Below are 21,989 nucleotides of genomic sequence, written 5' to 3' on the forward strand. Positions count from 1 at the left end.
GACTCGGCGCCGCTCAACGGCAGCATCAGCGCCAGGCACGCGGCGAGGATAGACACTGCGCCGATCACGAACAGGTGGGGGTTGAGGCGATGCACCAGGCTGAACAACAACGAGCCGATGATGCCAGCACCACCGAACACCAGCAGGATCAGGGTCACGGCACTGCCGCCCAGGCCGGCGACGCCTTCGACGAAAGGTTCGATGTAGCTGTAGGCGGTGAATTGGGCGGTGACGGTCATCGCCGTCAGCACGTACAGCGCCACCAGCGCCGGACGCTTGAACAATAGCGGCAGGCTGCGCAGGGAGCCGGAGTTCTGGCTGGGCAGCAGCGGCAAGGTGCGCGCCAGCCAGAACACCAGCGCGGCAGCGAAGGCGGCGATCACCAGGAAGGTGGTACGCCAACCCATGGCCTCGCCCAACAGGCGGCCCAAGGGAATGCCCAGCACCATCGCCAGGGACGTACCGGTGGCCAACAAGCCAAGGGCCTGCACTTGCTTGCCTTCCGGCGCCAGACGTACGGCCAGGGAAGCCGTGATCGACCAGAACAACGCGTGGGCCAGGGCGATGCCGACCCGACTGACCATCAGCAAGCCGAAGCTGGTAGCCACGCTGGAAAGAATATGGCTGGCGATAAACAGGCCGAACAGCACGATCAGCAATTTGCGCCGTTCGACGTTGCGGGTCAGCAGCATCACCGGCAGCGAGGTCAGCGACACGATCCACGCATAAATGGTGAGCATCAGGCCGACGCTGGCCACGGGCATGTCAAAGCTGGCGCCAATGGCGCTGAGCAGCCCGACGGGGACGAATTCGGTGGTATTGAACACAAACGCAGCCAGCGCGAGGGCGATGACCGGTTGCCAGTTGGCTTGGGGGGTTGCGGCTGAAAGGCTCATTGACGGGCGCGGTACTCTGACGATGATCAAGCGGCCACCCAGGACAAGCGCCGCCGCCGAGCATTCTATAGGTTTCTCGCACCGCTGTTGCTGCGGATCGTCGCCCCAAGGCTTATGGCGAGGTCATGGTAATCACGTAGTTGCCCGACTGAATCAGCTTGCCAGCGCTGTCTACCAGCACATAACGCTGATCGTAATAGCGCCCCTCGCCGCTGTCCGCCACCAGCCGCACATGGGGTGCGTCGACGCTGGCAACTGGCGCGACGCTGCGCACCTCGATGCGGCTGCCACGACTGGATTGGGCACAGCCACGCAGTTCCATCACCGAACCGCTGCGCGCATTTGTCGCACACCCTGACTCGACAATCGCGCCGCTGAACCTGATGGTGCCCTGCCCCACGGTTTGTGCGGCGCCGCAGGTACTTGCCCACAGGCCCAGGAGGCCAGTCAGTACCGCTACACGATGAACGTTCATGCCGACACTCCTTCTTGGGTTAGTTAAGAAGTAAGTCGTCGGCACGCCGGTTAACTTGAGCTTATTTACCCGCCAATGAGAGGTGCGTCACGGATCCACCTGCCCCATCAACTCAGGAATGCTCTCCGGCCGCTGGGCATAGCGTTGGGCCAACGCCGCGCAGACCATCAACTGGATCTGGTGAAACAGCATCAACGGTAGGATCAACACGCCCATGCTTGCCCCGGCAAACAGCACCTGTGCCATCGGCACGCCGGTCGCCAGGCTTTTCTTCGAACCACAGAACAAGATGGTGATGCGGTCCTCCTGGTTAAAGCCAAACGCCTTGCCCAGCAGCGTAGACGCCACCAGCACCAGGGCCAGCAACACGCAGCAGGCCACCACCAACCCGCCCAATTCCCACAGCGGGATCTGGTGCCAGATACCTTCGTTGACCGCCTCGCTGAAAGCCCCGTAGACCACCAGCAGAATCGAACCTTGATCGACGAATTTGAGCCAGGCTTTGTTACGCCCGACCCAGCCCCCAATCCAGCGGCTGGCGACTTGCCCGGCAATGAACGGCAGCAACAACTGCACGCTGATTTTGACAATCGCATCCACTGTGGAGCCGCCATCCCCATGCACGTTGAGCAGCAGCGCTACCAGCAGCGGCGTCAGGAAGATGCCGAACAGGCTGGACGCCGCCGCGCTGCAGATGGCCGCCGGGATGTTGCCGCGGGCCAGGGAGGTAAAGGCAATTGCCGATTGCACGGTGGCCGGCAAGGCGCAGAGGTAGAGCATGCCCATGTACAGCTCGTTGCCGATCAACGGCGACAGCAGCGGCTTGAGCGCCAGGCCCAGCAGCGGGAACAGCACGAAGGTCAGGCTGAACACCAGCAGATGCAGGCGCCAGTGGCCGGCACCGGCGACGATGGCCTTGCGCGACAGCTTGGCGCCATGCAGGAAAAACAGCAGCGCGATGGCCAGGTTGGTGACCCAGCCGAACGCCACGGCAGTCTGGCCGCTGGCGGGCAGCAGTGAGGCGAGGATCACGGTGGCGATGAGGGTGAGGGTGAAGTTGTCGGGCAGAAACCGGGGCCGGGTCATAAGCAATTCTTCCAGGGGTTGCCAAGAGCGTCGCGACGACTCTAACGTAACCACCTGTTACCGACTAACGCCAATGAGCCAGTAAATGCCGCCTAAAGGACATGAAAAAGCCGTTCGCCGCAGCGTACCTGGGCTTTCCAGCCTGCCTAGGCCGGTGTACGGGCGCACTGAATCCTTGCCCAATCGAGCGCTGACGCGACGGCACAGTCATCCGTGGGTGCAGTTGTCCTACGCGATTTCCGGGGTACTGGAGATCCAGACCAGCGTCGGCCGTTTCGTCGCACCACCCCAGCGCGCGGTGTGGATCCCGGCCGGCATGCCCCATCGGGTGTTCAGTTCGCCCCATACGGAAATGCGCAGCTTGTACCTCGACTGCAGCGTCACCGCCTGGGCCGCCGAGCGTTGCCAAGTGCTGGAGGTGAGCAGTTTGTTGCGCGAGTTGATCCGCAACTTCAGCCAATTGCCGGTCGAATATACCGAGGACGGACCGGACGGACGCCTGGCTCAAGTACTGCTCGACCAACTCGCTGCCGCGCCCCAGGTGGATTTGATGTTGCCGCTGCCTCACGACCCACGGCTGCGGCAGATCTACCGCAGCCTCAACCTGCATCCCGAGCAGCAAACCACGTTGGGCGATTGGAGCCGCAAGCTGGAGGTGAGTGAAAAGACCCTGAGTCGGGTGTTCCTGAGTGACACCGGGCTGACATTTCGCGCGTGGCGCCAGCGCCTGCGCCTGTTAAGCGCCCTGCCCGCCCTGGAACAAGGCGAGCGGGTGACGGATGTGGCATTGGGGTGTGGCTATGAGTCGACCTCAGCCTTTATCAACGCGTTTCGTCAGCAGTTTGATTCCACCCCCGGTGAATTCTTCCGCTGACCCTCCCACGACGCAAATAATCCCCAAACCCACGCTCGGCTGGTATTGTGCCGCGCTTTGAAACACAGCAACCGACTGCGAGGAAATGGACGTTGAACACTGACGAAAAAATGACCGGGGACCTGTTCGAGGTTGATAAGCGCCTGTCACTCAAGCCCGTGGTGGACTTCAACGCCTACCTGCGCAGCGCCTTCGGCGACGGCCCTTGCACCTGTGTGCGCTGCACGGCCAACGGTGGCGATGAAAGCGGTTATGAGTTCCAACATACCTTTACCTTCGAGGGTAAGCCCGTGCACCGCCGCTTCGCTTCGACGGCGGGCAGTGATGTATTAATGGCGTTGAAAAAGGCCTGGTTGTCGTACACCAAGGCCGAGCTGCCGCTCAGTGGTGTGTTGGCGCTGGATACGGTGAAGGAATTCGTCGAGCCGCAGCTGCACAAACGCCTGGCGCCGCTGTTTGTCGCCAGTGGGCTGGTCAAGGATGTCGACGGCGAACTGCGCATCCAGCCGCAAGCCGCAGCCTGACACCGGCTAATGTGGGAAACACCACTGTCGAAGCAAAGAAGATCCATGTGGGAGCTGGCTTGCCTGCGAAAGCGGTAGTGCAGTCACAGATGCAGTGACTGTCGCACCGCCATCGCAGGCAAGCCAGCTCCCACATTTTTCCGGGTATTAATTTAGAAACCGGGAACGCCTTGTACGCGCAACTCAGGGTTCAGTTCGTCCAGCGGTTCGGTCAGCGGCCGGTCGCTCCCACCCGGCAGGAGGATCACCTTGCGGCACTCCTCCTCGGCTTTATCAAACAGCTCATAGCCCCGCGCCGCCTGCTCCAGGGGCAGCCGGTGAGTGATGATCGCCTCCGGGTGCAGATGCCCCAGCTCGATATGCTCCAACAACTCGGGTAAGAACCGCTGCACATGGGTCTGGCCCATCTTGAAGGTCAGGCCCTTGTCGAAGGCATCGCCGAACATGAAGCCATGGATAAACCCGGCATACACCCCGGCGACACTGACCACGCCACCGCGACGCACGGCGGCGATGCACTGGCGCAGGGCCTTGCCGCTGCTACCTTCGATCTTGAGGGCGGTGAGCAGGGTTTCTGTAGTGCTGCCCTTGGCCTCGAAACCCACCGCGTCCACCACGCCATCGACGCCGCGCATGCCGGCAGTTTGGCGGATGATGGTGTCAGCCGGGTCATCGTCTTCTTCGAAATTGATCGGAATCACGCCGTATGTTTTCTGCGCGTAGGCCAAACGATACGGATGGTCGTCGACCATGAAGATCTGTTCGGCGCCCAGCATCTGCGCGCATGCCGCACTGAGAAGACCCACGGGCCCGGCGCCATAGATGGCCACGCTGGAGCCTTTGCCGATGCCAGCGTTGGTCACCGCCTGCCAAGCGGTGGGCAGAATATCGGAGAGGAACAGCACCTTCTCATCCGCCAGGGTGCCGGGCACCTTGAACGGCCCGGTATTGGCCTTGGGCACCCGCACCCATTCCGCCTGACCGCCGGGAATACCGCCGTACAGGCGGCTGTAGCCAAACAGCGCGGCCCCCGGTGGGATGGCTTTTTTATTCAGGATCGCACCGCGCCCATCGTTGGTGGTTTCGCAGGCGGCGAATTGCTGGAGCTGGCAGAAAAAGCAATCGCCACAGGCAATCACGAACGGAATCACCACACGGTCGCCGCGTTGCACCGCGGTGACGGCCGGGCCGGTATCTTCGACGATGCCCATGAACTCATGGCCGAAGATATCGCCGTGCTCCACGGTCGGGATCTTGCCCCGGTACAGGTGCAGGTCCGAGCCACAGATCGCGGTGGCGGTGACCCGCAGAATGATGTCGTCGGGTTGTTCAATGATCGGATCGGGCACGGTATCCACCTGCACCTTGTGTGCGCCCTGGTAAGTCATCGCTCGCATGCTCTGCGCTCCTGCCGTTGAGGGGTTACTGATTAAGGGCGGAGCAACCCCCTCAGTGTTCCATCAACCTCGATCAAGACCCGATCAATGGTCGCCGCGAGTCTGGGCCAACAGCAGGTCGACTACCTGGCGCAAGCTGGCAAGCGCATCGGCACCGGTGGCCTGGGCCTGGGCGTGCCAGCGCAACTGCTCAGTCGCGCTGTTGCCGCGTTGCAGCAAGGCATCCAAGGTATTGAACAACAGCGGCTCGCCCATGGCCTCTGCGGTGGCGGCAAAGGTCTGTCGGGCGTATTGCAGCCATTGCTCAGCGCTGCCCAGGGTGCCGGTGTCGTCCAACGCAAAGGTACCAGCGGCCCCATAACGCTTGGCCTGCCAGCGATTTTCCTTGAGCAGCCAGCGCGCCTCGGCACTGAACCTGGCTCCAGGGCGCTGCATCGCGCAGGCATGGGTAACCATTACCCGAAACAGCGTGGCGAGGGCCAAGGCGTCCGCCAGCCGTGGGCAGGCGTCGGTCATGCGCAGTTCCAGGGTGGGGTAACGCGCCGCGGGGCGGATGCCCCACCAGCCATTGCCATCGGCCTTGATCGCGCCGATGCGCTGCAACATGACCAGGTAGCGCTGGTACTCGGCCCAATCGCTGAAGTGTTCCGGCACGCCCATGCGGGGCCACTCGTCGCACGCGGCCTGGCGGTAGCTCATGAAGCCGCTGGGCGCGCCGTCCCAGAAGGGGGACGAGCAACTGAGCAGCAGCAACAACGGCAACCACGGCGACACCTGGTTCATCACCGCGATGCGGTCCAGCGTTTGCGGCACCTGCACATGCACATGCAGCCCGCACAACACACTGCGCCGCGCTACATACTGAATATCGTCGAACAGTTGCCGGAAATGCGCCTGATCGGTCGGCCGCTGCCCACGCCAATCGGCCAGAGGGTGGCTGCCGGCGCACACCACACCGAGGCCGAACTCAGCCAGGGATTGCGCCAGGTTGCCGCGTACTGCCCGCAAGTAATCCGCCGCTTCGGCGCTGGAGGTGAACACCGGTGAGGCCGCCTCGATCTGCCCTTGGAACATCTCATAGGAGAAGCCTGCGCCAATCGCTTCGCGGCAGGCCGCCAGCACCGCTGCCGAGGGCTCGCACACCATCTGGCGGCTGTGCAGGTCGGTAATGAAGTATTCCTCTTCAATGCCAAAGGTGAGCATCGACATTCAGCGCAGTCGGGTGACAGTCAGTGCGATCACGGCAATGCGCTCCACCTGCTCATAGCCCGGCTTTTCCAGTTCTTCACCGAAGACGTCCGGGTCCAGTTCGCGGTAGGTCCAGCCGTAGGCGTCGCTGCCCAGCAGCGGCTTGACCGCCTCCAGGAAGGGATCGCTGCCGGCCACCATCGCCACCCCGGTATACAGCAGCAGGCTACCGCCCAGGGCCAGGCGCCCGATGGATTCACTGACGATGCGCAGCGACAACTGCTCCCCCAGGGCGCCACCGCCATGGCGATAGGCGCGCTGACGGTCATCTTTCATGTACGGCGGGTTGGCGACGATCAGGTCGAACTCGCCCTCCACACTGGCTAACACGTCACTGTGGTAAACGCTGACGTTATTCAGCCCGGCCAGCTCGGCATTCACCGCCGTCATGCGCAGCGCGCGGGGGTTGATGTCCACTGCTAGCACCTGGGCGTCATGCCTGGCTTTAGCAATCACCAGCGCGCCGACACCGGCGCCACAGCCGATGTCCACGGCGCGCTTGAGCGGCTCGAAACGCTGTTGCAGGTAGGCTTCGATTACCTGGGCAAAGCGGTAGCTGTCGGGGCCGAAAAACACCGCGTCCGCCTGGTCGGTGGGATAAGGTGAATGGGCGAACAACAGCTCATCGAGGCTCGACCAACGCACCGCGCTGCGCCATAGCGCGCCGTGTTTTTCGATCACATCCGCCTGTTGCAACTCTTCACGCAGGGCCTCGGGCAACAGGCCTTGATCGAACGGCATCGACCACCCGAACACATCGCGCAGCGTCATTGCCAGAGGCGTCGCCAGCCGCCGGTAAACACGCTCGTGGGTCAAGGGCGTCGGTGTGATAAAGCGATAACCGCCCTCCTTCAACCCCCGGCCCAAATTCAACAAGGCACGGTCAGCCAGTTGTTGCGCAGACATAGGCACATTCCTTAGCGCAAGCGCGCACGCAGTTGGATAAAGCGGCGAGTGGCATACAGCCCGGCAGGCGTGCAGTGACGGCGTGCCGACAGCCATGGGATCAGCGCATTGAGCTGTTGCACATCGGGCAGGTTGCACAACGACTCCGCCAGGGCCTGGGTATCCGGGTCCGCTGGTCGATGCTGCTCGCGGGCAAACCGGCTGCCGCGTCCCGGCCGCACGGGCGGCACGCGTTCGCTGGCAATCCATTCACCGGCGATCCAATCATGGATCAGCTGTTTTTCATAACCGCTGAACACCCCGAACATCGCGGCGCCAGCGCCCTCGATGAGTTGCCAGAAGCGGCTGTTGGCAGGGTCCTGGTTGTGCTTGATCCAGCCTTTGTCTTCCAGGGCCTTGAGGAACGCGCCGATCTGCCCAGGCTTGGCCAGCCATTGGTTGACGGTCTGGCCTTCGAAGCGGCAGTAGTCCGAATGCATATGCTGGCCGAAGGCGCGCTTGCGTTCGAGCATCGCCACCACCTGGTCCTGCAGGTTGAATTGTTTGATCACAGACGTGGTACCCGCGCCCAGATCATTCAGGCGGTAGCCTGCGGCCACCCGGCGATAGAAGTCTGCCCTGCCCTCGCCCAGCGGCAACAGGTTCAGCACCGATTGTGCGGCCTTGCAGGCGTGGCCACTGCTGGCGTTGTCGATGGTGACATGCAGCGTGAAGTAATAAGGGTCGATACCCAACTCACTGAGTTCATAGGCGGTGATCAACAGGTGCAGCGGCAGTTGCTCGTAACCCAGGTTGAAGCCAATGACCTCCGGCAGGAACTCGTCGGCGCACACGCCAAGCGCCAGTTGCAGGGCGCCTTGCAGGTAATGATCATCCTCAAGGCCGGCTTCGCTGTCGGCATCGTGTTCGCTGAGCAACTTGCGGTAGATCACCACATGGTTCTGCGCGGCTTCACCGTCGCCCAACTCTTCCAGGTAAGTGGTGAGCAGGCCGTCGAAGCGCTGGTCTTGCCAATAGCGCAGCAAGCCGTAGAGCCAGGCGCCGTCGACCTGTTTGGTGGGCGCCACGCACTGCAGGAAATACAACGCATGGGCCTTGTTCTGGAAATACCGCCGTGGCCCGCCTTGCCGGCGCTGCTCAAGGTAGTCGGCATAGGCCTGGGCCACCTCGGCGCAGCGCTGCTCGACCCAGGCCAGCAGCTGTTCGGGCGCCTCTGGCAAGTCGCAGTCGGTGGCTTCTACCAGGGCCAATTGATCGTGCAGGTATTCACGCGCCAGTTCGGTGGCGTCTTGGGTTTCGCCATGCAGCTGTTGGTACACCTGTTGATGGCGGCCCTGGGCCGAATGGGTGAGAGAGGCCGGCTGGCCAGACAGCGCTGTAAGGAGTGTCATGATGGCAGTTTCCGCAAAGTCCGTTACAACGGGCCTCCCACAAGGTGGCCCCGCAAGAGCGCTCAACATCACGCGCTTCTAAAATGCAGAGCCTCGGGGCGTGCGGAAAATTCAAATGAGGTTGGGTTGGGAGGGATAAGCGGTCGTTTGTAAGGGCTCACAAAACCAAAATGCCTGTAGGAGCGAGCTTGCTCGCGAAGAAGCCGCAGACGCCGCGTTTATTCAGAAAGCACGCGTTATCGTTGACGTTTTTCGCGAGCAAGCTCGCTCCTACAGGGGTTGAGATGGCGCTGTTACTTACGCGCCGCCTCCCACTGCTTGAGCAGGTCGTTGTAGTTCACGGTTTCGCCCTTGGGCTTCTCGTTGGCCATTTTCGGCTTCGGTGCGCCCGGCTGGTCGAACCAGTATTGCGCGTCACGCTCGGGGTTCATTTTCGGGCCGCACACCGGTTGCACCTTGGAGCGTTCCAGGCGCGTCATGATCGCGTCCTGCTCCTTGGCCAGGTTGTCCAGCGCCTGTTGCGGGGTTTTCTCGCCGCTGGCTGCGGCGGCGATGTTGCTCCACCACAGTTGCGCCAGGCGCGGGTAGTCCGGCACGTTGGTGCCCGTCGGCGACCACTCGGTGCGCGCCGGGCTACGGTAGAACTCCACCAGCCCACCGAGTTTGGGCGCCATGTCGGTCATGGCCTGGGAGTTGATATCCGACTCACGAATCGGCGTCAGGCCAACGATGGTCTTTTTCAGCGATACGGTTTTTGAGGTCACGAACTGCGCGTAGAGCCAGGCCGCGAGCTTCTGCTTCTCGGGCGTGGACTTGAGGAAGGTCCAGGAGCCTACGTCCTGATAGCCCTTCTTCATGCCCTTTTCCCAATACGGCCCGACCGGCGACGGCGCCATGCGCCATTTCGGCGTACCGTCGGCATTCACCACTGGCAGGCCCGGCTTGACCATGTCGGCGGTAAACGCGGTGTACCAGAAGATCTGCTGGGCGATGTTGCCCTGGGACGGCACCGGGCCGGATTCAGAGAAGGTCATGCCCGCCGCTTCCGGTGGCGCGTAGGCTTTCATCCAGTCCACGTATTTCTGCGTGGCGAATACGGCTGCCGGGCCGTTGGTGTCGCCGCCACGGGTGACGCTGGAGCCCACCGGGTGGCAGTCCTCCACACGAATGCCCCACTCGTCCACCGGCAGGCCGTTGGGCAAGCCCTTGTCGCCGCCGCCGGCCATGGAGAACCAGGCATCGGTGAAGCGCCAGCCCAGGGACGGGTCTTTCTTGCCGTAATCCATGTGCCCATAAATGCGCTTGCCGTCGATTTCCTTGACGTCTTCGCTGAAGAACTTGGCGATGTCTTCATAAGCCGACCAGTTCACCGGTACGCCCAGGTCGTAGCCGTATTTTTCCTTGAACTTGGCCTTCAGCTCCGGGCGCTCGAACCAGTCGGCGCGAAACCAGTAGAGGTTGGCGAACTGCTGGTCGGGCAACTGGTAGATCTTGCCGTCCGGCGCGGTGGTGAAAGACAGCCCGATAAAGTCCTTGAGGTCCAGGGTGGGCGAGGTGAAATCCTTGCCTTCGTTGGCCATCAGGTCGGTGATGGATTCGGTCTTGCCGTAGCGAAAGTGCGTACCGATCAAGTCGGAATCGTTGACCCAGCCGTCATAGATGTTCTTGTCGGATTGCATCTGGGTTTGCAGCTTCTCCACCACGTCGCCTTCCTGCAGCAGGTCGTGGGTCAGCTTGATGCCGGTGATTTCACTGAAGGCCTTGGCCAGCACCTTGGATTCGTACTCGTGGGTGGTGAGGGTTTCCGACACCACGTTGATCTTCATCCCACGGAACGGCTCCGACGCCTTGATAAACCACTTCAACTCCTCCAACTGTTGAGCTTCGGTAAGGGTCGAGGGTTTGAACTCGCTGCCGATCCATTTTTTTGCGGCATCTTCATACGCATCGGCCCAGGCCGAAGCGCTCAAACCACTGAGGGCCAGTACGGCGGCCAATGAAATGCTATGTCGCAGCTTATTGTTTTTATTCAACATAGAGACCTCCAGGTTAGTTTCAAAAGGGCTATCGGCAACCACCTCCCTTGTAGGAGCGAGCTTGCTCGCGAAGAACTCAAAGACACCGCGGGCTACCAGGAACACTGCGTTATCGTTGACGATTTTCGCGAGCAAGCTCGCTCCTACAGGGTCGTGTAGACCTAGCCCCAACGCATCACACTCAACAGCCATAACAGGGAGAGCGCGGACGCCACCCAGATGCTCCAGTCGGTAACGCCAATGACCAGCAAATGCAGGTAGGCGCTGCCGAGCAGACCGATAAACAAGCGATCGCCACGGGTGGTGCTGATCGGCAGCAAACCGCGCCGCGGGATACTCGGCGAACGCAATTCCCAAGTGGTCATGCCCGCCAGAATCAGGGCAATACCGCCAAAGAACAGCGCTGTGGGGGTGGTCCAGGCCATCCATTCCATCATCGACTCCTCTAGACCCGGCCCAGGGCAAAGCCCTTGGCCACATGGTTGCGAACAAACCAGATCACCAGCATGCCCGGCAGGATGGTCAACACCCCCGCCGCTGCCAGCACGCCCCAATCAATGCCGGAGGCCGACACCGTGCGGGTCATCACCGCTGCGATGGGCTTGGCGTTGACCGAGGTGAGCGTGCGCGCCAGCAGCAGTTCGACCCAGGAAAACATGAAACAGAAAAACGCCGTGACGCCGATACCGGAGCCAATCAGCGGGATAAAAATCTTCACGAAGAACTTGGGAAAACTATAGCCGTCGATGTAAGCGGTTTCGTCGATTTCCTTCGGTACACCGGACATGAAGCCTTCCAGGATCCATACCGCCAACGGCACGTTGAACAGGCAATGGGCCAGGGCCACGGCGATGTGCGTGTCGAACAGGCCAATGGATGAATAAAGCTGGAAGAACGGCAGCAGGAACACCGCCGGCGGCGCCATACGGTTGGTGAGCAGCCAGAAGAACAGGTGCTTGTCACCCAGGAAGCGGTAGCGCGAGAACGCATAGGCTGCCGGTAGCGCCACGCTGAGCGAAATCACCGTATTCAGGCTCACGTAGTACAGCGAGTTGAGGTAGCCGGTGTACCAGCTTGGGTCGGTGAAGATCACCTTGTAGTTGGCCAGGGTGAAATCCTGCGGAAACAGGGTCAGGCCGCCGAGGATTTCGGTGTTGCTCTTGAAGGACATGTTCAGCAGCCAGTAGATCGGCACCAGCAGGAACAGGATGTAAACGAGTAGTGGAATAAGCTTGCGCTTGCTCATGTTGGCGGCCTCAGCGGTTGGCGTCGGAATGGGTCATGGCGGTGTAGAACAGCCAGGACACCAACAGGATGATCAGGAAATACACCAGGGAAAACGCCGCCGCCGGGCCCAGGTCGAATTGGCCGACGGCCATCTGGGTAAGCGTCTGACTCAGGAAGGTGGTGGCGTTACCCGGTCCACCGCCAGTCAGCACGAAGGGTTCGGTGTAGATCATGAAGCTGTCCATGAAACGCAGCATCACCGCGATCAGCAGCACGCTTTTCATCTTCGGCAACTGGATATGTCGGAACACCGCCCAGGCCGATGCACGATCAATCCGCGCGGCCTGGTAGTACACGTCCGGAATGGCCCTTAAGCCTGAGTAGCACAGCAGTGCTACCAGCGAGGTCCAATGCCACACATCCATCACCAGCACGGTGACCCAGGCGTCCATGGTGTTGGCAGCGTAGTTGTAGCTGATGCCCAGGGCGTTGAGGGTCGAGCCCAGCAGGCCGATGTCGGCACGGCCAAAAATCTGCCAGATGGTGCCGACCACGTTCCACGGGATCAGCAACGGAATGGCGAGGATGATCAGCACCAGCGAGGACCAGCGGCCCTTGGTGGGCATGGTCAGCGCGATGGCGATGCCCAACGGGATCTCAATCAATAGCACGCAGGCCGAGTAGATGAACTGGCGCAGCAGCGAATCGTGCAGGCGCGGGTCGAGCAGCACCTGCTTGTACCAGTCGGCCCCGACAAAATAGCGGCTGGACTGGTCGAAAATGTCCTGCACCGAATAGTTGACCACGGTCATCATCGGGATCACCGCACTGAACGCCACCAGCAGGAACACCGGCAACACCAGCCACCAGGCCTTGTTATTCTGCACCTTGTTCATGGTGCCACCTCCAGCAGGTAATCGTCGGCGTAGAGCATCAGCCATTGCGCGGGGAAGCTGATGCAAGCCTTGCCTTCCGGCACCGGCTTGTCCTCGGCCAGCCGCACCTTGAGGGTGGCGCCATCGAGGTTGAGGGTCATGATCTTGTAGGTGCCGAGGTCCTCCACATGGACGACGTCGGCTTGCAGGGCGTCAGGGTTGTACTCGTCCCACACGTGGATAAATTCCGGACGGATACCAACCTGGAGCTTTTTGTAGTCGGTGGTGTTGAGACGCTGCTGCAACGCTTCGGACAGCGGCAACAGGGTATTGGCAAACCCTACACCGCCAGACTTGGCCTGCACCTCGATCAGATTCATCCCAGGGCTACCGATGAAATAACCGACAAAGGTGTGGCTGGGCCGCTCGAACAATTCACGCGGCGTACCGAACTGCACGATCTGCCCGCCGTACATCACCGCGATCTTGTCGGCGAACGTGGAGGCTTCCAGTTGATCGTGGGTGACGTAGACCATGGTGATATTGAACTGCTCGTGAATCTGCTTGAGCTTGCGCCGCAGTTTCCACTTCAGGTGCGGATCGATCACCGTCAGCGGTTCATCGAACAGAATGGCCGACACGTCATCGCGCACCAGGCCACGGCCCATGGAGACTTTCTGTTTTTCGTCGGCGGTGAGGTTACGGGCTTTTTTGCTCAGCAGGTTTTGCAAGTCGAGGACTTCGGCGATCTCCTGCACCTTGCTGTGAATTTTCGCTTCGGCCATGCCCTGGTTGCGCAGCGGGAACGCCAGGTTGTCGAACACCGTCATGGTGTCGTACACCACCGGGAACTGGAACACCTGGGCGATATTGCGCTTTTCCGGGGTCAAGTCGTTGACCACTTGGGTATCGAACAGTACCTGGCCTTCGGACGGGCTGAGCAGGCCGGAAATGATATTGAGCAGCGTGGACTTGCCGCAGCCTGACGGCCCGAGCAAGGCGTAGGCACCGCCCTGCTCCCACACATGGTTCATTTCCCGGATGGCGTAGTCTTCTGGCCCTGTAGGCGTAGGGTTGTAGCTATGGGCCAGGTTGCGCAAATGGATCTCGGCCATCAGGCAACCCTCGCGACACGGCGCCCGGGGGCCTGGACCAAGCGGCCCTGACCATCGAACACAAACAGTTTATGGGTGGGAATATACACGCGGATCGGCGCGTCCACGTCGTATTCATGCACCCCCGGCAGGTGCAGCACCAACAGGAAGTGCTCACTGCGCACATGCAGGAAGGTTTCCGAGCCGCTGATCTCGGCGACTTCCACGGTCACCGCCAGCTCCAGGTCATCATCGTTGCTGGGCACCAGGCTGATATGACTGGGGCGCACGCCGAAGCGGAAATCGCCTTCGCCGATGGGCCGCAGGTCAACATTGAGTGGGAAATGCACGAAATTGGCGAAGCTCACTTCGTTACCGCTGATGCGCCCTGGCATCAGGTTGATCGGCGGCTCGGAGAACAGCTCAGCGGCGAGCACGGTTTGCGGCTGGTGGTAGACCTCGGCGGCCTTGCCGCTCTGAATCACCCGCCCCTCGTGAAGAATGGTGGTGGTGCCACCCAAGGCCAGGGCTTCGTTGGGCTCGGTGGTGGCATATATCGCGATGGTGTGGCGCGCCTTGAACAGTTCGCGCATTTCCTGGCGCAGCTCTTCGCGCAGTTTGTAGTCCAGGTTGACCAGCGGCTCATCGAACAGAATCAGTTCGGCGTCTTTCACCAGGGCGCGGGCCATGGCGGTGCGTTGCTGCTGGCCACCGGACAGCTCCAGGGGGTGGCGCTGCAAAAATTTCTCGATGCGCAGCATCTTGGCGGTTTCCAACACCTTGCTCTGGATCACCTCCTGGGACACACCGGCCTGGCGCAACGGCGAGGCGATGTTCTCGAACACGGTCATGGTCGGGTAGTTGATGAACTGCTGGTAAACCATCGACACATTGCGCAGGCGCACCGGCTTTTGCGTGACATCCACGCCGTTCATCAGGATGCGGCCGCTGTCGGGTTTGTCCAGGCCGGCCATCAGGCGCATCAGGCTGGTCTTGCCCGACAGGGTGCGACCGAGCAGGACGTTGAAAGAACCGGCTTCGAACCGCAGGTTGGCGTCGTCGATCCAGGTTTGGCCGTCGACAACGCGGGAGACATGTTCCAGGGTCAATGACATGACACGACCTTTTTTATTATTGGAATGAATCTGGTCCGTTGTCAGAGCGAGTTTCGTGCCAAAACCGCAAGCGCTTGATGTGTAAGGAAATGGGTGAACCATGATGTTCAGGAGTGAACAATCCGGCTGAACAACTGAACACTGCCGGGGTTGACAATGAACAGTTGTGAACAACACTTTATGCGCGACGAAGATCAAATGTGGGAGCGGGGTTGCCCGCGATGGCGGTGCATCAGTTTGTAGATGCTGTGCCTGACCCATTGCCATCGCGGGCAACCCCGCTCCCACATTGTTCGATGTCTGACGTTAGATGGCGCAAGACCCGACAACAATAATAAAGAAGGTCGCACGATGGCCGAACCCTTGACCCACGACACCCTTATTCAGGAATCCTGGCGCCGTTGCCGCGCCTACGGCCTGGACCACCAGAGCACCCCCAGCTTTGACCAACTGCCCGCCGAGGGCATTCGCCATCTCCTGGAAAGCCAGCATTCCCTGGTACAGACCACCCACCAGGAAGTGTTGCCCTACTACGAGAACATCCTCAGTAATTCCAACTGCCTGATCATGCTGGCCGACAATCAGGGCCAGGTGCTGACCTCTTGGGGCACCCAGCGGTTTATCGAGCCCACGCTGGCCCGAGGCTTCAGCCCCGGCGCCAGTTGGATGGAACGCGCCAGCGGCACCAACGCCATCGGCACAGCGCTGGCCTGCGCCCAGGCCGTGCATATTGAACACGATGAACACTTCCTCAAGGCCAACCGCTTCATGACCGGCTCCGCAGCGCCGATTTTCGACGCCCAGCGCGAAATCATCGCCGTGCTGGACGTGTCCAGCGACAGCTACCTGCCGCCCTCCCACACCCTGGGCATGGTCAAGATGATGAGCCAGACCGTGGAAAACCGGCTGATCCTCAACCTGTTTCGCGGCGAACATTTCCAACTGACCTTCAACACCGGCCTGAGCAACCTCGACAGCCAATGGGCCGGCCTGCTGATCTTTGATGAAAGCGGCCAGGTGCTGTCGGCCAATCGGCGTGCGGATAACCTGCTGGGCATCAGCCTGTCGCGGGTGATGATCGACAGCCTGTTCAAGGTGTCGCTGCTGGAGTTGCTCAACCAGCCCGAAGGGTTGCCGTTTGCGTTGCAGGCGGCTGGGCGTAACCGCTTCCAGTGCCTGTTGAAGCGCCCCAAGCAGATGCCGGTGCAGGCCCGGGTGTTCAGCCAACCGCCGCCGCCCGCACCGACGTCGATCAACCTCCAAACCCTGCATTTTGGCGATGTGCGCGTGGAAAAAGCCGTGCGCCAGGCCGAGCGCCTGCTGGAAAAAGACATTCCGTTGCTGATTCACGGCGAGACCGGCGTAGGCAAAGAGGTGTTCGTCAAAGCCCTGCACCAGGCAAGTTCCCGCAGCCGACAGGCGTTGATCGCGGTGAACTGTGCGGCGATTCCCGCAGAGCTGGTGGAATCGGAACTGTTCGGCTACGAAAAAGGCGCCTTCACCGGCGCTAACCAAAAAGGCAGCATCGGCCTGATCCGAAAGGCGGACAAGGGCACGTTGTTTCTCGACGAGATCGGCGATATGCCGCTGCCCACCCAAGCCCGTCTGTTACGGGTGCTGCAAGAACGCTGTGTGCAGCCGGTGGGCAGCAGCGAGGTGTTCTCGGTGGACTTGCGCATCATCTCGGCGACCAACCGCGCACTGCGCGAGCTGGTGCAGGCCGGACGCTTTCGCGAGGACTTGTACTACCGCATCGGCGGCCTGACCCTGGAATTGCCGCCATTGCGCGAACGTACCGACAAGCAGGCGCTGTTCCAGCAACTGTGGCAGCAACACCGCGAGCCGACGCAATGGGCCGGGCTGAGCGCCGAGGTGCTGGAGTTGTTCGAGCAACACCCATGGCCAGGGAATTTACGCCAGGTGAGCAGCGTGTTGCAGGTGGCGTTGGCAATGGCCGAAGAGCAGCCGATCCGCGCAGAGCACCTGCCCGATGATTTTTTTGTGGATTTGCAGGCAACGGTACCGCCGTCCAAACCTGAGCACCTGGATGAACGCCTTGACCTGAGCCAGCGCCTGGAAGCCGTGGGCGGGAATATTTCCCACCTGGCGCGGGAGCTGGGGGTGAGCCGCAACACCCTGTACAAGCGCCTGCGCCAGCACGAAGGCTGATTTAACGCCAACTCCAGGAAACGCCGGTGTAGATACCACGCCCATCAGCGGGGGTGGAGCGTGCAGCGTCCATGCCTTTGTCGTCGTAGCCCGGCGTGACGGTGTTGGCGTAGCGGCGGTTGGTGAGGTTGCGCAGGTCGACCCAGGCTTGCCAGTCCTGCTTGGGCGCGTCGTAGCCGAAGGTGGCGCCAAAGGTGGTGTAGGCCGCCGCGTAGTAGGAATTGGCGTAGTCCACCGCCACCCGTGAGGCATGCTCGGTGTTGAGGCTGGTGTAGAAACCCGTCGGGTGGCTGTAGCGCAGTTGCGCCTGGTAATAGTGCTTGGGAATGCCGGGCAAGGTGTTGTCGCCGAAACGGTCGTCGTCGCGGTAATGGAAGTCGCTGAAAGTGTAGGCCTGGCGCAGATCGAGCTTACCGCTGCGCCCGCCGTCCCACAGCGGGCTGAGCAGGCTCAGTTCCACACCCTGGTGCACGGTGGGGCTGGCGTTGGATTCGGCGATGATGGCGTTGCTGATGGCGGTCTGCGCCTGGGTCTCCACGGATAGCAGTTCGTGGCGAACCTCCGAGCGATAGAGCGCCAGATCCCATTGGCCGAGCCAGGCTTCACCGCGCCCGCCGATTTCCAGGGTTGTGGCGGTCTGATTACGCAGCTTTACGCCTTCGCGCTGCAACCCCGTGGCCGCCCCACTGCCCGGCCCGAAGTATTTGTTGGAACCCCAGATCATCGACCACGCATGCGGTGGCTCTACCGAGCGGCTCAGGTTGCCGTAGACCTGCAACTGCGGAGTGAAGTCGTAACGCAGGCCAATGCGAGGTGCATAATCCCAATCATGCTGACTTGTCGGCGCCTGGCCGTCGGGATAAGTGACCTGTGTTTCGCGGCGCGTGTAGATCGCGGCAAGGCCGCTGGTCAGCCACAGATCCTCCACCAGTTCCAGCTCGTTGCCTACATGCAGCACGGTATCGGAGCCCAGGTAGCTATAGTCGCGGGTCTTGGTGCCAGGGGCATAAATGGCGGTATTGCCCGCAGGAATGCGAACATATTCCGACGCCCCATTGTTCGGCATCGCCTGGGTGGTACGCAGGCCGACGGTGGTGGTGCTGGCATGGCCGAACAGGCTGTCCTGGCGGATGTAATTCAGGGTGCCGCTGATATCGGTGTAAGCAACTTTGAGGCGGTTGGTGCCTTCGCGCAGGTCCATCGGGTAATCGTGGTAAGCCAGCCCGACCTCGACCCGTGAATTATCGTCCAACCGCAAGGTGGTCTTGTTGGCGATCCAGGTGGAGCCCGGTTGCAGGCGCTTTGAATCGCGGGCGGCATTGAGGCTGTTGGCGGCACGCGGATCATGGCTGATCTGGTCACGCGTGAGCCTGCCGGGAGAATCGTTGGTGGTTTCGCGATAACGCAAATAGAAGCGCGTTTCCAGGTCCGGGTTAAAGCGATAGCCAAAATTGGCAGCGATGCCCTTGCCGGTACCAGCGCTTTGGTGCTGATAACCGTCGGACTCCGAATCGGTGAGGCTGATGTAATAGTCGGCGTCCCCCAGCACTTGCCCCGAACTGACTTCACGCTGGGTATAGCCGCGACTGCCGACCTCATAGCGCACTTGCAGCTTGGGTGCGTCCAAGCCGGTGCGGGTGACGTAATTGACCGCACCGCCCAAGGCCAATGCACCCTGGTCGAAGCCGTTGGCGCCACGCAGCACCTCTACCCGGCTTTGCCACAGCGGGTCCTTGAGCTCATAGGGCGTGCCGCCTGGGCCGGTAAGCGGCAGGCCGTCGAACATCTCGTACAGGCCGGAGGCATGGGCACCGGGCGCGCGGTTCAGGCCCGAGCCACGAATGGACACCTTCACCCCTTCGTTATTGGCCGCCTTGGCGTACACACCGGCCTGGTATTTGAAGACATCCTCGTTGGTGCTGACCCGTCCCTGCTGCACGTTGTTCATATCGATGTAATTGGTGCCACCGGGCACGCTTTTGAGCTGTGCCTGGACGATTTCTGCGGCGCTGGCCTCAGCCGTGGTGACTTCGACCGGCGCCAATTGCAGGCCTTCGGCCTGTACCAGCGAACTGAGGGTCAAGGCGGCAAAAATAAACGGGGGGTGGCGCAGCAGCATTGGGGGCAGGTCCTTGGAATCCGGGAACGTGCCAGGCCAAACCCACCACGCGAACAGTGATGGGAAGGCAGGCACGCCCCTCAGGTCACTCCTTAATGACGGACAGCGGCGTTTTAAAAACAGGATGAATCAGGTTTGGCCGTCAGGCGTTGCCAAGGCCCGCATCAGGTCATCGGCATCCGACCCCGGCGCAAAGCGAAAGCCATACATTTCGTCAGTGGCGAGAATCTCCCCCAAGGTGTCGCGCAACTGGGCTTCCGTGGGCGAGTCACGCAATAACTTATGCGCCGGCAGCAATATCTCGGCAGATACGCCCTGGGCCGTCGCGGCGTCAATCACCGCATAGAGGATAAACCGCAAGCGTATTTCGCGATCCGTGGGCCAAACCGTTTTTCGTTTACCCAAGGGAGGGCCTCGTGTTTAAGAAAAATCCGAGGCTATTGCCCGCAGGCAAGCGTTTCAAGCCGCGAGAGGCAAGATAGGCCGCTTCCTACAGCGGAAAGGGAAACACCGCACCGATTGGTCGATGCGATGGGCCTTATTGCACCGGCAGGAAATTCATCAGCAACAGGCTTTGTGCGTAATTGAGGCCAATGCGCCGGTAGCGCTCATCGAGGATTTGGGTAAGCAGGTCCAAACGCGCGACGATCTTGCCGAACTCAACGGCAAAACTGAGGTTACTGCCCTCCTCCGATATTTCATTGGAAAACAACAGCAACACACCATTGGCATCCTGACGCTGGCTGAGCAACCAAGTGGCCTTTTCGATATTGCGCGCGGCGTTGCTGACAAACTGCGGGTTGATCGAGTCAGTCACATAAAACTGCGTGCGCCCACCGTGGGCGGTCACGAGCATACTGCCAATCGCGTAGATAAACGCGCCGACGCGGTCGCCGCGAAAGTCAGGGCTCAAGGAATAACTCAGGGCAGCCAGGTCACGCCGGTCACCCAGTGCGGGCAAGGGTTGGCGATTTTCGATGGCCTGGCGGATTTGCCGGGCGGCGGTCACCGCATCCGGGTAGCCCGATTGACGCCACTGGTTGGGGTTGCGCAGGTAGAGCTTGCTCATCAGCAAGTAGAGGCTTTGCAGGTTGTCGCGCATGCCGAGTGTGGCCATGCGGTCGACGCTGGTCTGGAAGAACTCATCAGGCTTGCCATCGCTGAACTGCCTGGCGATATCGCGGCCCTGTTGTTGGCTGCAACCTGTTGCGCAGAGCGCGAAAACCGCAGCAAGCAGCAGCGGCCATCGGGAGGTAAAAACAGTTGACGTTCGATCCATCGGCACCGGGTCTGATTCTGTTGGCCACCTACGGGAGTCGGGTGGCCGGGACAGGGGTAGATCAGCAAAATGGAAAAAAGTGCAGCGGTGCGGGCCAGATAAGCATCGGACTACAGACGCTGATCTGACCCGACACTTGATTCCCCGGCGTGCTAGAGCACTACCGTCGCAAGCATCCCCAAGGCACCCAGGCAGAACCCGATCAACGCGCCGCGCCCTGGAGCTTCATGAAACAGCGCCCAGACCACCACAGGCTCCAGCAGCAATAACGAAGTGACCGAGACTACCGTGACAATCCAGATATCACCGACAACCACATACCCCAGCCAATAGGCACCCAACAGACAAAGCCCGGCAAAACACATCAAGACCACGGGAAGTACAAAGGCCTCCCAGGAACCACTGCCGGCCTGGGCCAACTTGGCGGTCACCACCTCACTGTAGATTGCACAAAACTCACCGACCACCATCAACCCTAGAGCAAAAACTCCGAGTAATTCTTTGGACATATCAAAAACTCCTTCGTATTCAGCGCACTGTTTTTCAGCTCCCAGTCGGCAGTGCTGCAGCCGTCGTGAGCGTCGTTGCCTTGATACGAAGTGGTTTTGAAAAGGCCTGAATTACCGAAGTGCTTGTCCATGCTCATGTCCTTCAAAGGGTTGAGGCTCAGCGATCCAATACAGTGCGTGCTGATCATAGAGGCATCGTGAAGCCATTCACAATTATGCGATGCCACTACTTAAGGATTACGGTTAATTAAATGCGCCGAAAACCGCAATAAAAACCCGGCGCTGGGCCGGGTTCATTGATCGGGAGGTCTTCAGGTAGCGGGGTGCTCACTTGCTACGGAATCCGCCGCGTCTACATCCGACATGTCCTCCTCGATCGGGGCCTCGTCATCCGGGGGTAGCGGGATATCGTCCTCATCGCGCCTCGGGTCATGCCCCGTCTCGTTATCAGTGTTACGAGTAACCGCTTGCTGGGAAATGTTGCCTGGGGCTTTCTCGTTGATTTCCATACTGGCTCTCCGTGTATCGCTCGGAATATCCGCGCTTAAGATTGAGAGGTAGCAACGGATGGAGAGTGCCGGATGTTAGACGAATGGTGGTTCGTCTTTGAACGGTATGAATGCGACAAACAGCATTTGTTTAATTATCAGCACACTCAAACCCCAGAAACGCAAAAGCCCCGCTTTCGCGAGGCTTTCGTGTAAATCTTGGCGGGAAACCAGGGATTCGAACCCTGGAGACGCTATTAACGTCCGCCGGTTTTCAAGAC

At 60.7% G+C, this 21,989-nt stretch carries 22 protein-coding genes; 3 read left to right on the forward strand and 19 right to left on the reverse strand.

What is annotated here, in order from left to right:
• The 3 genes from E1K68_RS16435 to E1K68_RS16445 form a co-directional block, all read right to left on the reverse strand.
• The coding region (locus tag E1K68_RS16435) for a sugar transporter (protein WP_212614905.1) at positions 1-896 on the reverse strand (896 nt) is incomplete at its 3' end.
• A gap of 112 nt (positions 897-1,008) precedes the next feature.
• On the reverse strand, positions 1,009-1,371 hold the full coding sequence (locus E1K68_RS16440; RefSeq protein WP_034134517.1) for a hypothetical protein: 363 nt from the start codon (positions 1,369-1,371) through the stop codon (positions 1,009-1,011).
• An 87-nt stretch (positions 1,372-1,458) separates the two neighbouring features.
• Positions 1,459-2,457, reverse strand: coding sequence for a bile acid:sodium symporter family protein (locus E1K68_RS16445; protein ID WP_034134518.1), 999 nt, complete (start codon positions 2,455-2,457; stop codon positions 1,459-1,461).
• Positions 2,458-2,542: 85 nt separating this feature from the next.
• Here E1K68_RS16445 and E1K68_RS16450 point away from each other — a divergent pair, with 85 nt between their 5' ends.
• Together E1K68_RS16450 and E1K68_RS16455 are read left to right on the forward strand one after the other, a co-directional pair.
• Complete coding sequence (locus tag E1K68_RS16450; RefSeq protein ID WP_212614412.1) at positions 2,543-3,331, forward strand: helix-turn-helix transcriptional regulator; 789 nt, start codon at positions 2,543-2,545, stop codon at positions 3,329-3,331.
• Between the two features lie 92 nt (positions 3,332-3,423).
• Complete coding sequence (locus E1K68_RS16455; protein ID WP_034134520.1) at positions 3,424-3,855, forward strand: hypothetical protein; 432 nt, start codon at positions 3,424-3,426, stop codon at positions 3,853-3,855.
• A gap of 152 nt (positions 3,856-4,007) precedes the next feature.
• Here the strand turns inward: E1K68_RS16455 and E1K68_RS16460 are convergent, their stop codons facing one another.
• From E1K68_RS16460 to E1K68_RS16505, 10 genes are all read right to left on the reverse strand, one after another.
• On the reverse strand, positions 4,008-5,252 hold the full coding sequence (locus tag E1K68_RS16460) for a zinc-dependent alcohol dehydrogenase (RefSeq protein ID WP_212614413.1): 1,245 nt from the start codon (positions 5,250-5,252) through the stop codon (positions 4,008-4,010).
• Positions 5,253-5,336: 84 nt separating this feature from the next.
• On the reverse strand, positions 5,337-6,455 hold the full coding sequence (locus E1K68_RS16465) for a carboxylate-amine ligase (RefSeq protein ID WP_032901093.1): 1,119 nt from the start codon (positions 6,453-6,455) through the stop codon (positions 5,337-5,339).
• A 6-nt stretch (positions 6,456-6,461) separates the two neighbouring features.
• Complete coding sequence (locus tag E1K68_RS16470; RefSeq protein ID WP_212614414.1) at positions 6,462-7,406, reverse strand: class I SAM-dependent methyltransferase; 945 nt, start codon at positions 7,404-7,406, stop codon at positions 6,462-6,464.
• Between the two features lie 11 nt (positions 7,407-7,417).
• Positions 7,418-8,797 (reverse strand): iron-containing redox enzyme family protein, encoded by a 1,380-nt coding sequence (locus E1K68_RS16475; protein WP_212614415.1) that lies wholly within the window; start codon positions 8,795-8,797, stop codon positions 7,418-7,420.
• A 293-nt stretch (positions 8,798-9,090) separates the two neighbouring features.
• The gene (locus tag E1K68_RS16480) at positions 9,091-10,833 is read right to left on the reverse strand and encodes an ABC transporter substrate-binding protein (RefSeq protein WP_212614416.1); all 1,743 of its coding nucleotides are present in this window, start codon (positions 10,831-10,833) and stop codon (positions 9,091-9,093) included.
• Between the two features lie 161 nt (positions 10,834-10,994).
• Positions 10,995-11,267 (reverse strand): DUF2160 domain-containing protein, encoded by a 273-nt coding sequence (locus E1K68_RS16485; RefSeq protein WP_003192011.1) that lies wholly within the window; start codon positions 11,265-11,267, stop codon positions 10,995-10,997.
• Positions 11,268-11,278: 11 nt separating this feature from the next.
• A complete protein-coding gene (locus E1K68_RS16490) occupies positions 11,279-12,079 on the reverse strand; it encodes a carbohydrate ABC transporter permease (RefSeq protein WP_003192012.1) in 801 nt (266 codons plus the stop codon).
• 10 nt (positions 12,080-12,089) lie between these two features.
• A complete protein-coding gene (locus E1K68_RS16495) occupies positions 12,090-12,956 on the reverse strand; it encodes a sugar ABC transporter permease (protein WP_003192014.1) in 867 nt (288 codons plus the stop codon).
• Positions 12,953-14,050 (reverse strand): ABC transporter ATP-binding protein, encoded by a 1,098-nt coding sequence (locus E1K68_RS16500; protein ID WP_034134524.1) that lies wholly within the window; start codon positions 14,048-14,050, stop codon positions 12,953-12,955. The genes E1K68_RS16495 and E1K68_RS16500 overlap by 4 nt, the downstream gene beginning before the upstream one ends.
• Positions 14,050-15,144 carry an ABC transporter ATP-binding protein gene (locus E1K68_RS16505; RefSeq protein WP_056783754.1) on the reverse strand — a complete coding sequence of 365 codons (1,095 nt, stop codon included), beginning with the start codon at positions 15,142-15,144 and terminating at the stop codon, positions 14,050-14,052. Before E1K68_RS16505 ends, E1K68_RS16500 begins: the two co-directional genes overlap by 1 nt.
• Positions 15,145-15,495: 351 nt before the next feature.
• On the opposite strand from E1K68_RS16505, the gene E1K68_RS16510 reads away from it, so the two are divergent.
• Positions 15,496-17,313: a sigma-54-dependent Fis family transcriptional regulator gene (locus E1K68_RS16510; protein ID WP_212614417.1), complete on the forward strand. Its 1,818-nt coding sequence runs from the start codon at positions 15,496-15,498 to the stop codon at positions 17,311-17,313.
• Position 17,314: 1 nt separating this feature from the next.
• Here the strand turns inward: E1K68_RS16510 and E1K68_RS16515 are convergent, their stop codons facing one another.
• The 6 genes from E1K68_RS16515 to E1K68_RS16535 form a co-directional block, all read right to left on the reverse strand.
• Positions 17,315-19,432, reverse strand: coding sequence for a TonB-dependent receptor (locus E1K68_RS16515; protein ID WP_212614418.1), 2,118 nt, complete (start codon positions 19,430-19,432; stop codon positions 17,315-17,317).
• A gap of 129 nt (positions 19,433-19,561) precedes the next feature.
• Positions 19,562-19,837, reverse strand: a complete 276-nt coding sequence (locus tag E1K68_RS16520) for a hypothetical protein (RefSeq protein WP_212614419.1) — start codon at positions 19,835-19,837, stop codon at positions 19,562-19,564.
• A gap of 133 nt (positions 19,838-19,970) precedes the next feature.
• Positions 19,971-20,711, reverse strand: a complete 741-nt coding sequence (locus tag E1K68_RS16525; RefSeq protein WP_003192025.1) for a hypothetical protein — start codon at positions 20,709-20,711, stop codon at positions 19,971-19,973.
• A gap of 152 nt (positions 20,712-20,863) precedes the next feature.
• Positions 20,864-21,181, reverse strand: a complete 318-nt coding sequence (locus E1K68_RS16530) for a hypothetical protein (RefSeq protein WP_003192026.1) — start codon at positions 21,179-21,181, stop codon at positions 20,864-20,866.
• A gap of 350 nt (positions 21,182-21,531) precedes the next feature.
• The gene (locus E1K68_RS27875; RefSeq protein WP_032900739.1) at positions 21,532-21,729 is read right to left on the reverse strand and encodes a hypothetical protein; all 198 of its coding nucleotides are present in this window, start codon (positions 21,727-21,729) and stop codon (positions 21,532-21,534) included.
• A gap of 75 nt (positions 21,730-21,804) precedes the next feature.
• Positions 21,805-21,989 (reverse strand): hypothetical protein (locus E1K68_RS16535; RefSeq protein ID WP_212614420.1); only part of this gene is annotated, 185 nt, incomplete at its 5' end.

The sequence above is a fragment of the Pseudomonas sp. B2021 genome (genome assembly GCF_018135665.1).
Classification (GTDB): domain Bacteria; phylum Pseudomonadota; class Gammaproteobacteria; order Pseudomonadales; family Pseudomonadaceae; genus Aquipseudomonas; species Aquipseudomonas lactis.

What these genes read in the sequence shown, in the direction of transcription:
- E1K68_RS27875 (WP_032900739.1), bottom strand. Translation starts at nt 21,729, where the DNA reads ATGGAAATCAACGAGAAAGCCCCAGGCAACATTTCCCAGCAAGCGGTT.
- E1K68_RS16440 (WP_034134517.1), bottom strand. Translation starts at nt 1,371, where the DNA reads ATGAACGTTCATCGTGTAGCGGTACTGACTGGCCTCCTGGGCCTGTGG.
- E1K68_RS16500 (WP_034134524.1), bottom strand. Translation starts at nt 14,050, where the DNA reads ATGGCCGAGATCCATTTGCGCAACCTGGCCCATAGCTACAACCCTACG.
- E1K68_RS16495 (WP_003192014.1), bottom strand. Translation starts at nt 12,956, where the DNA reads ATGAACAAGGTGCAGAATAACAAGGCCTGGTGGCTGGTGTTGCCGGTG.
- E1K68_RS16470 (WP_212614414.1), bottom strand. Translation starts at nt 7,406, where the DNA reads ATGTCTGCGCAACAACTGGCTGACCGTGCCTTGTTGAATTTGGGCCGG.
- E1K68_RS16505 (WP_056783754.1), bottom strand. Translation starts at nt 15,144, where the DNA reads ATGTCATTGACCCTGGAACATGTCTCCCGCGTTGTCGACGGCCAAACC.
- E1K68_RS16450 (WP_212614412.1), top strand. Translation starts at nt 2,543, where the DNA reads ATGCCGCCTAAAGGACATGAAAAAGCCGTTCGCCGCAGCGTACCTGGG.
- E1K68_RS16490 (WP_003192012.1), bottom strand. Translation starts at nt 12,079, where the DNA reads ATGAGCAAGCGCAAGCTTATTCCACTACTCGTTTACATCCTGTTCCTG.
- E1K68_RS16485 (WP_003192011.1), bottom strand. Translation starts at nt 11,267, where the DNA reads ATGGAATGGATGGCCTGGACCACCCCCACAGCGCTGTTCTTTGGCGGT.
- E1K68_RS16510 (WP_212614417.1), top strand. Translation starts at nt 15,496, where the DNA reads ATGGCCGAACCCTTGACCCACGACACCCTTATTCAGGAATCCTGGCGC.
- E1K68_RS16515 (WP_212614418.1), bottom strand. Translation starts at nt 19,432, where the DNA reads ATGCTGCTGCGCCACCCCCCGTTTATTTTTGCCGCCTTGACCCTCAGT.
- E1K68_RS16460 (WP_212614413.1), bottom strand. Translation starts at nt 5,252, where the DNA reads ATGCGAGCGATGACTTACCAGGGCGCACACAAGGTGCAGGTGGATACC.
- E1K68_RS16465 (WP_032901093.1), bottom strand. Translation starts at nt 6,455, where the DNA reads ATGCTCACCTTTGGCATTGAAGAGGAATACTTCATTACCGACCTGCAC.
- E1K68_RS16530 (WP_003192026.1), bottom strand. Translation starts at nt 21,181, where the DNA reads ATGGTGGTCGGTGAGTTTTGTGCAATCTACAGTGAGGTGGTGACCGCC.
- E1K68_RS16480 (WP_212614416.1), bottom strand. Translation starts at nt 10,833, where the DNA reads ATGTTGAATAAAAACAATAAGCTGCGACATAGCATTTCATTGGCCGCC.
- E1K68_RS16525 (WP_003192025.1), bottom strand. Translation starts at nt 20,711, where the DNA reads ATGGATCGAACGTCAACTGTTTTTACCTCCCGATGGCCGCTGCTGCTT.
- E1K68_RS16445 (WP_034134518.1), bottom strand. Translation starts at nt 2,457, where the DNA reads ATGACCCGGCCCCGGTTTCTGCCCGACAACTTCACCCTCACCCTCATC.
- E1K68_RS16475 (WP_212614415.1), bottom strand. Translation starts at nt 8,797, where the DNA reads ATGACACTCCTTACAGCGCTGTCTGGCCAGCCGGCCTCTCTCACCCAT.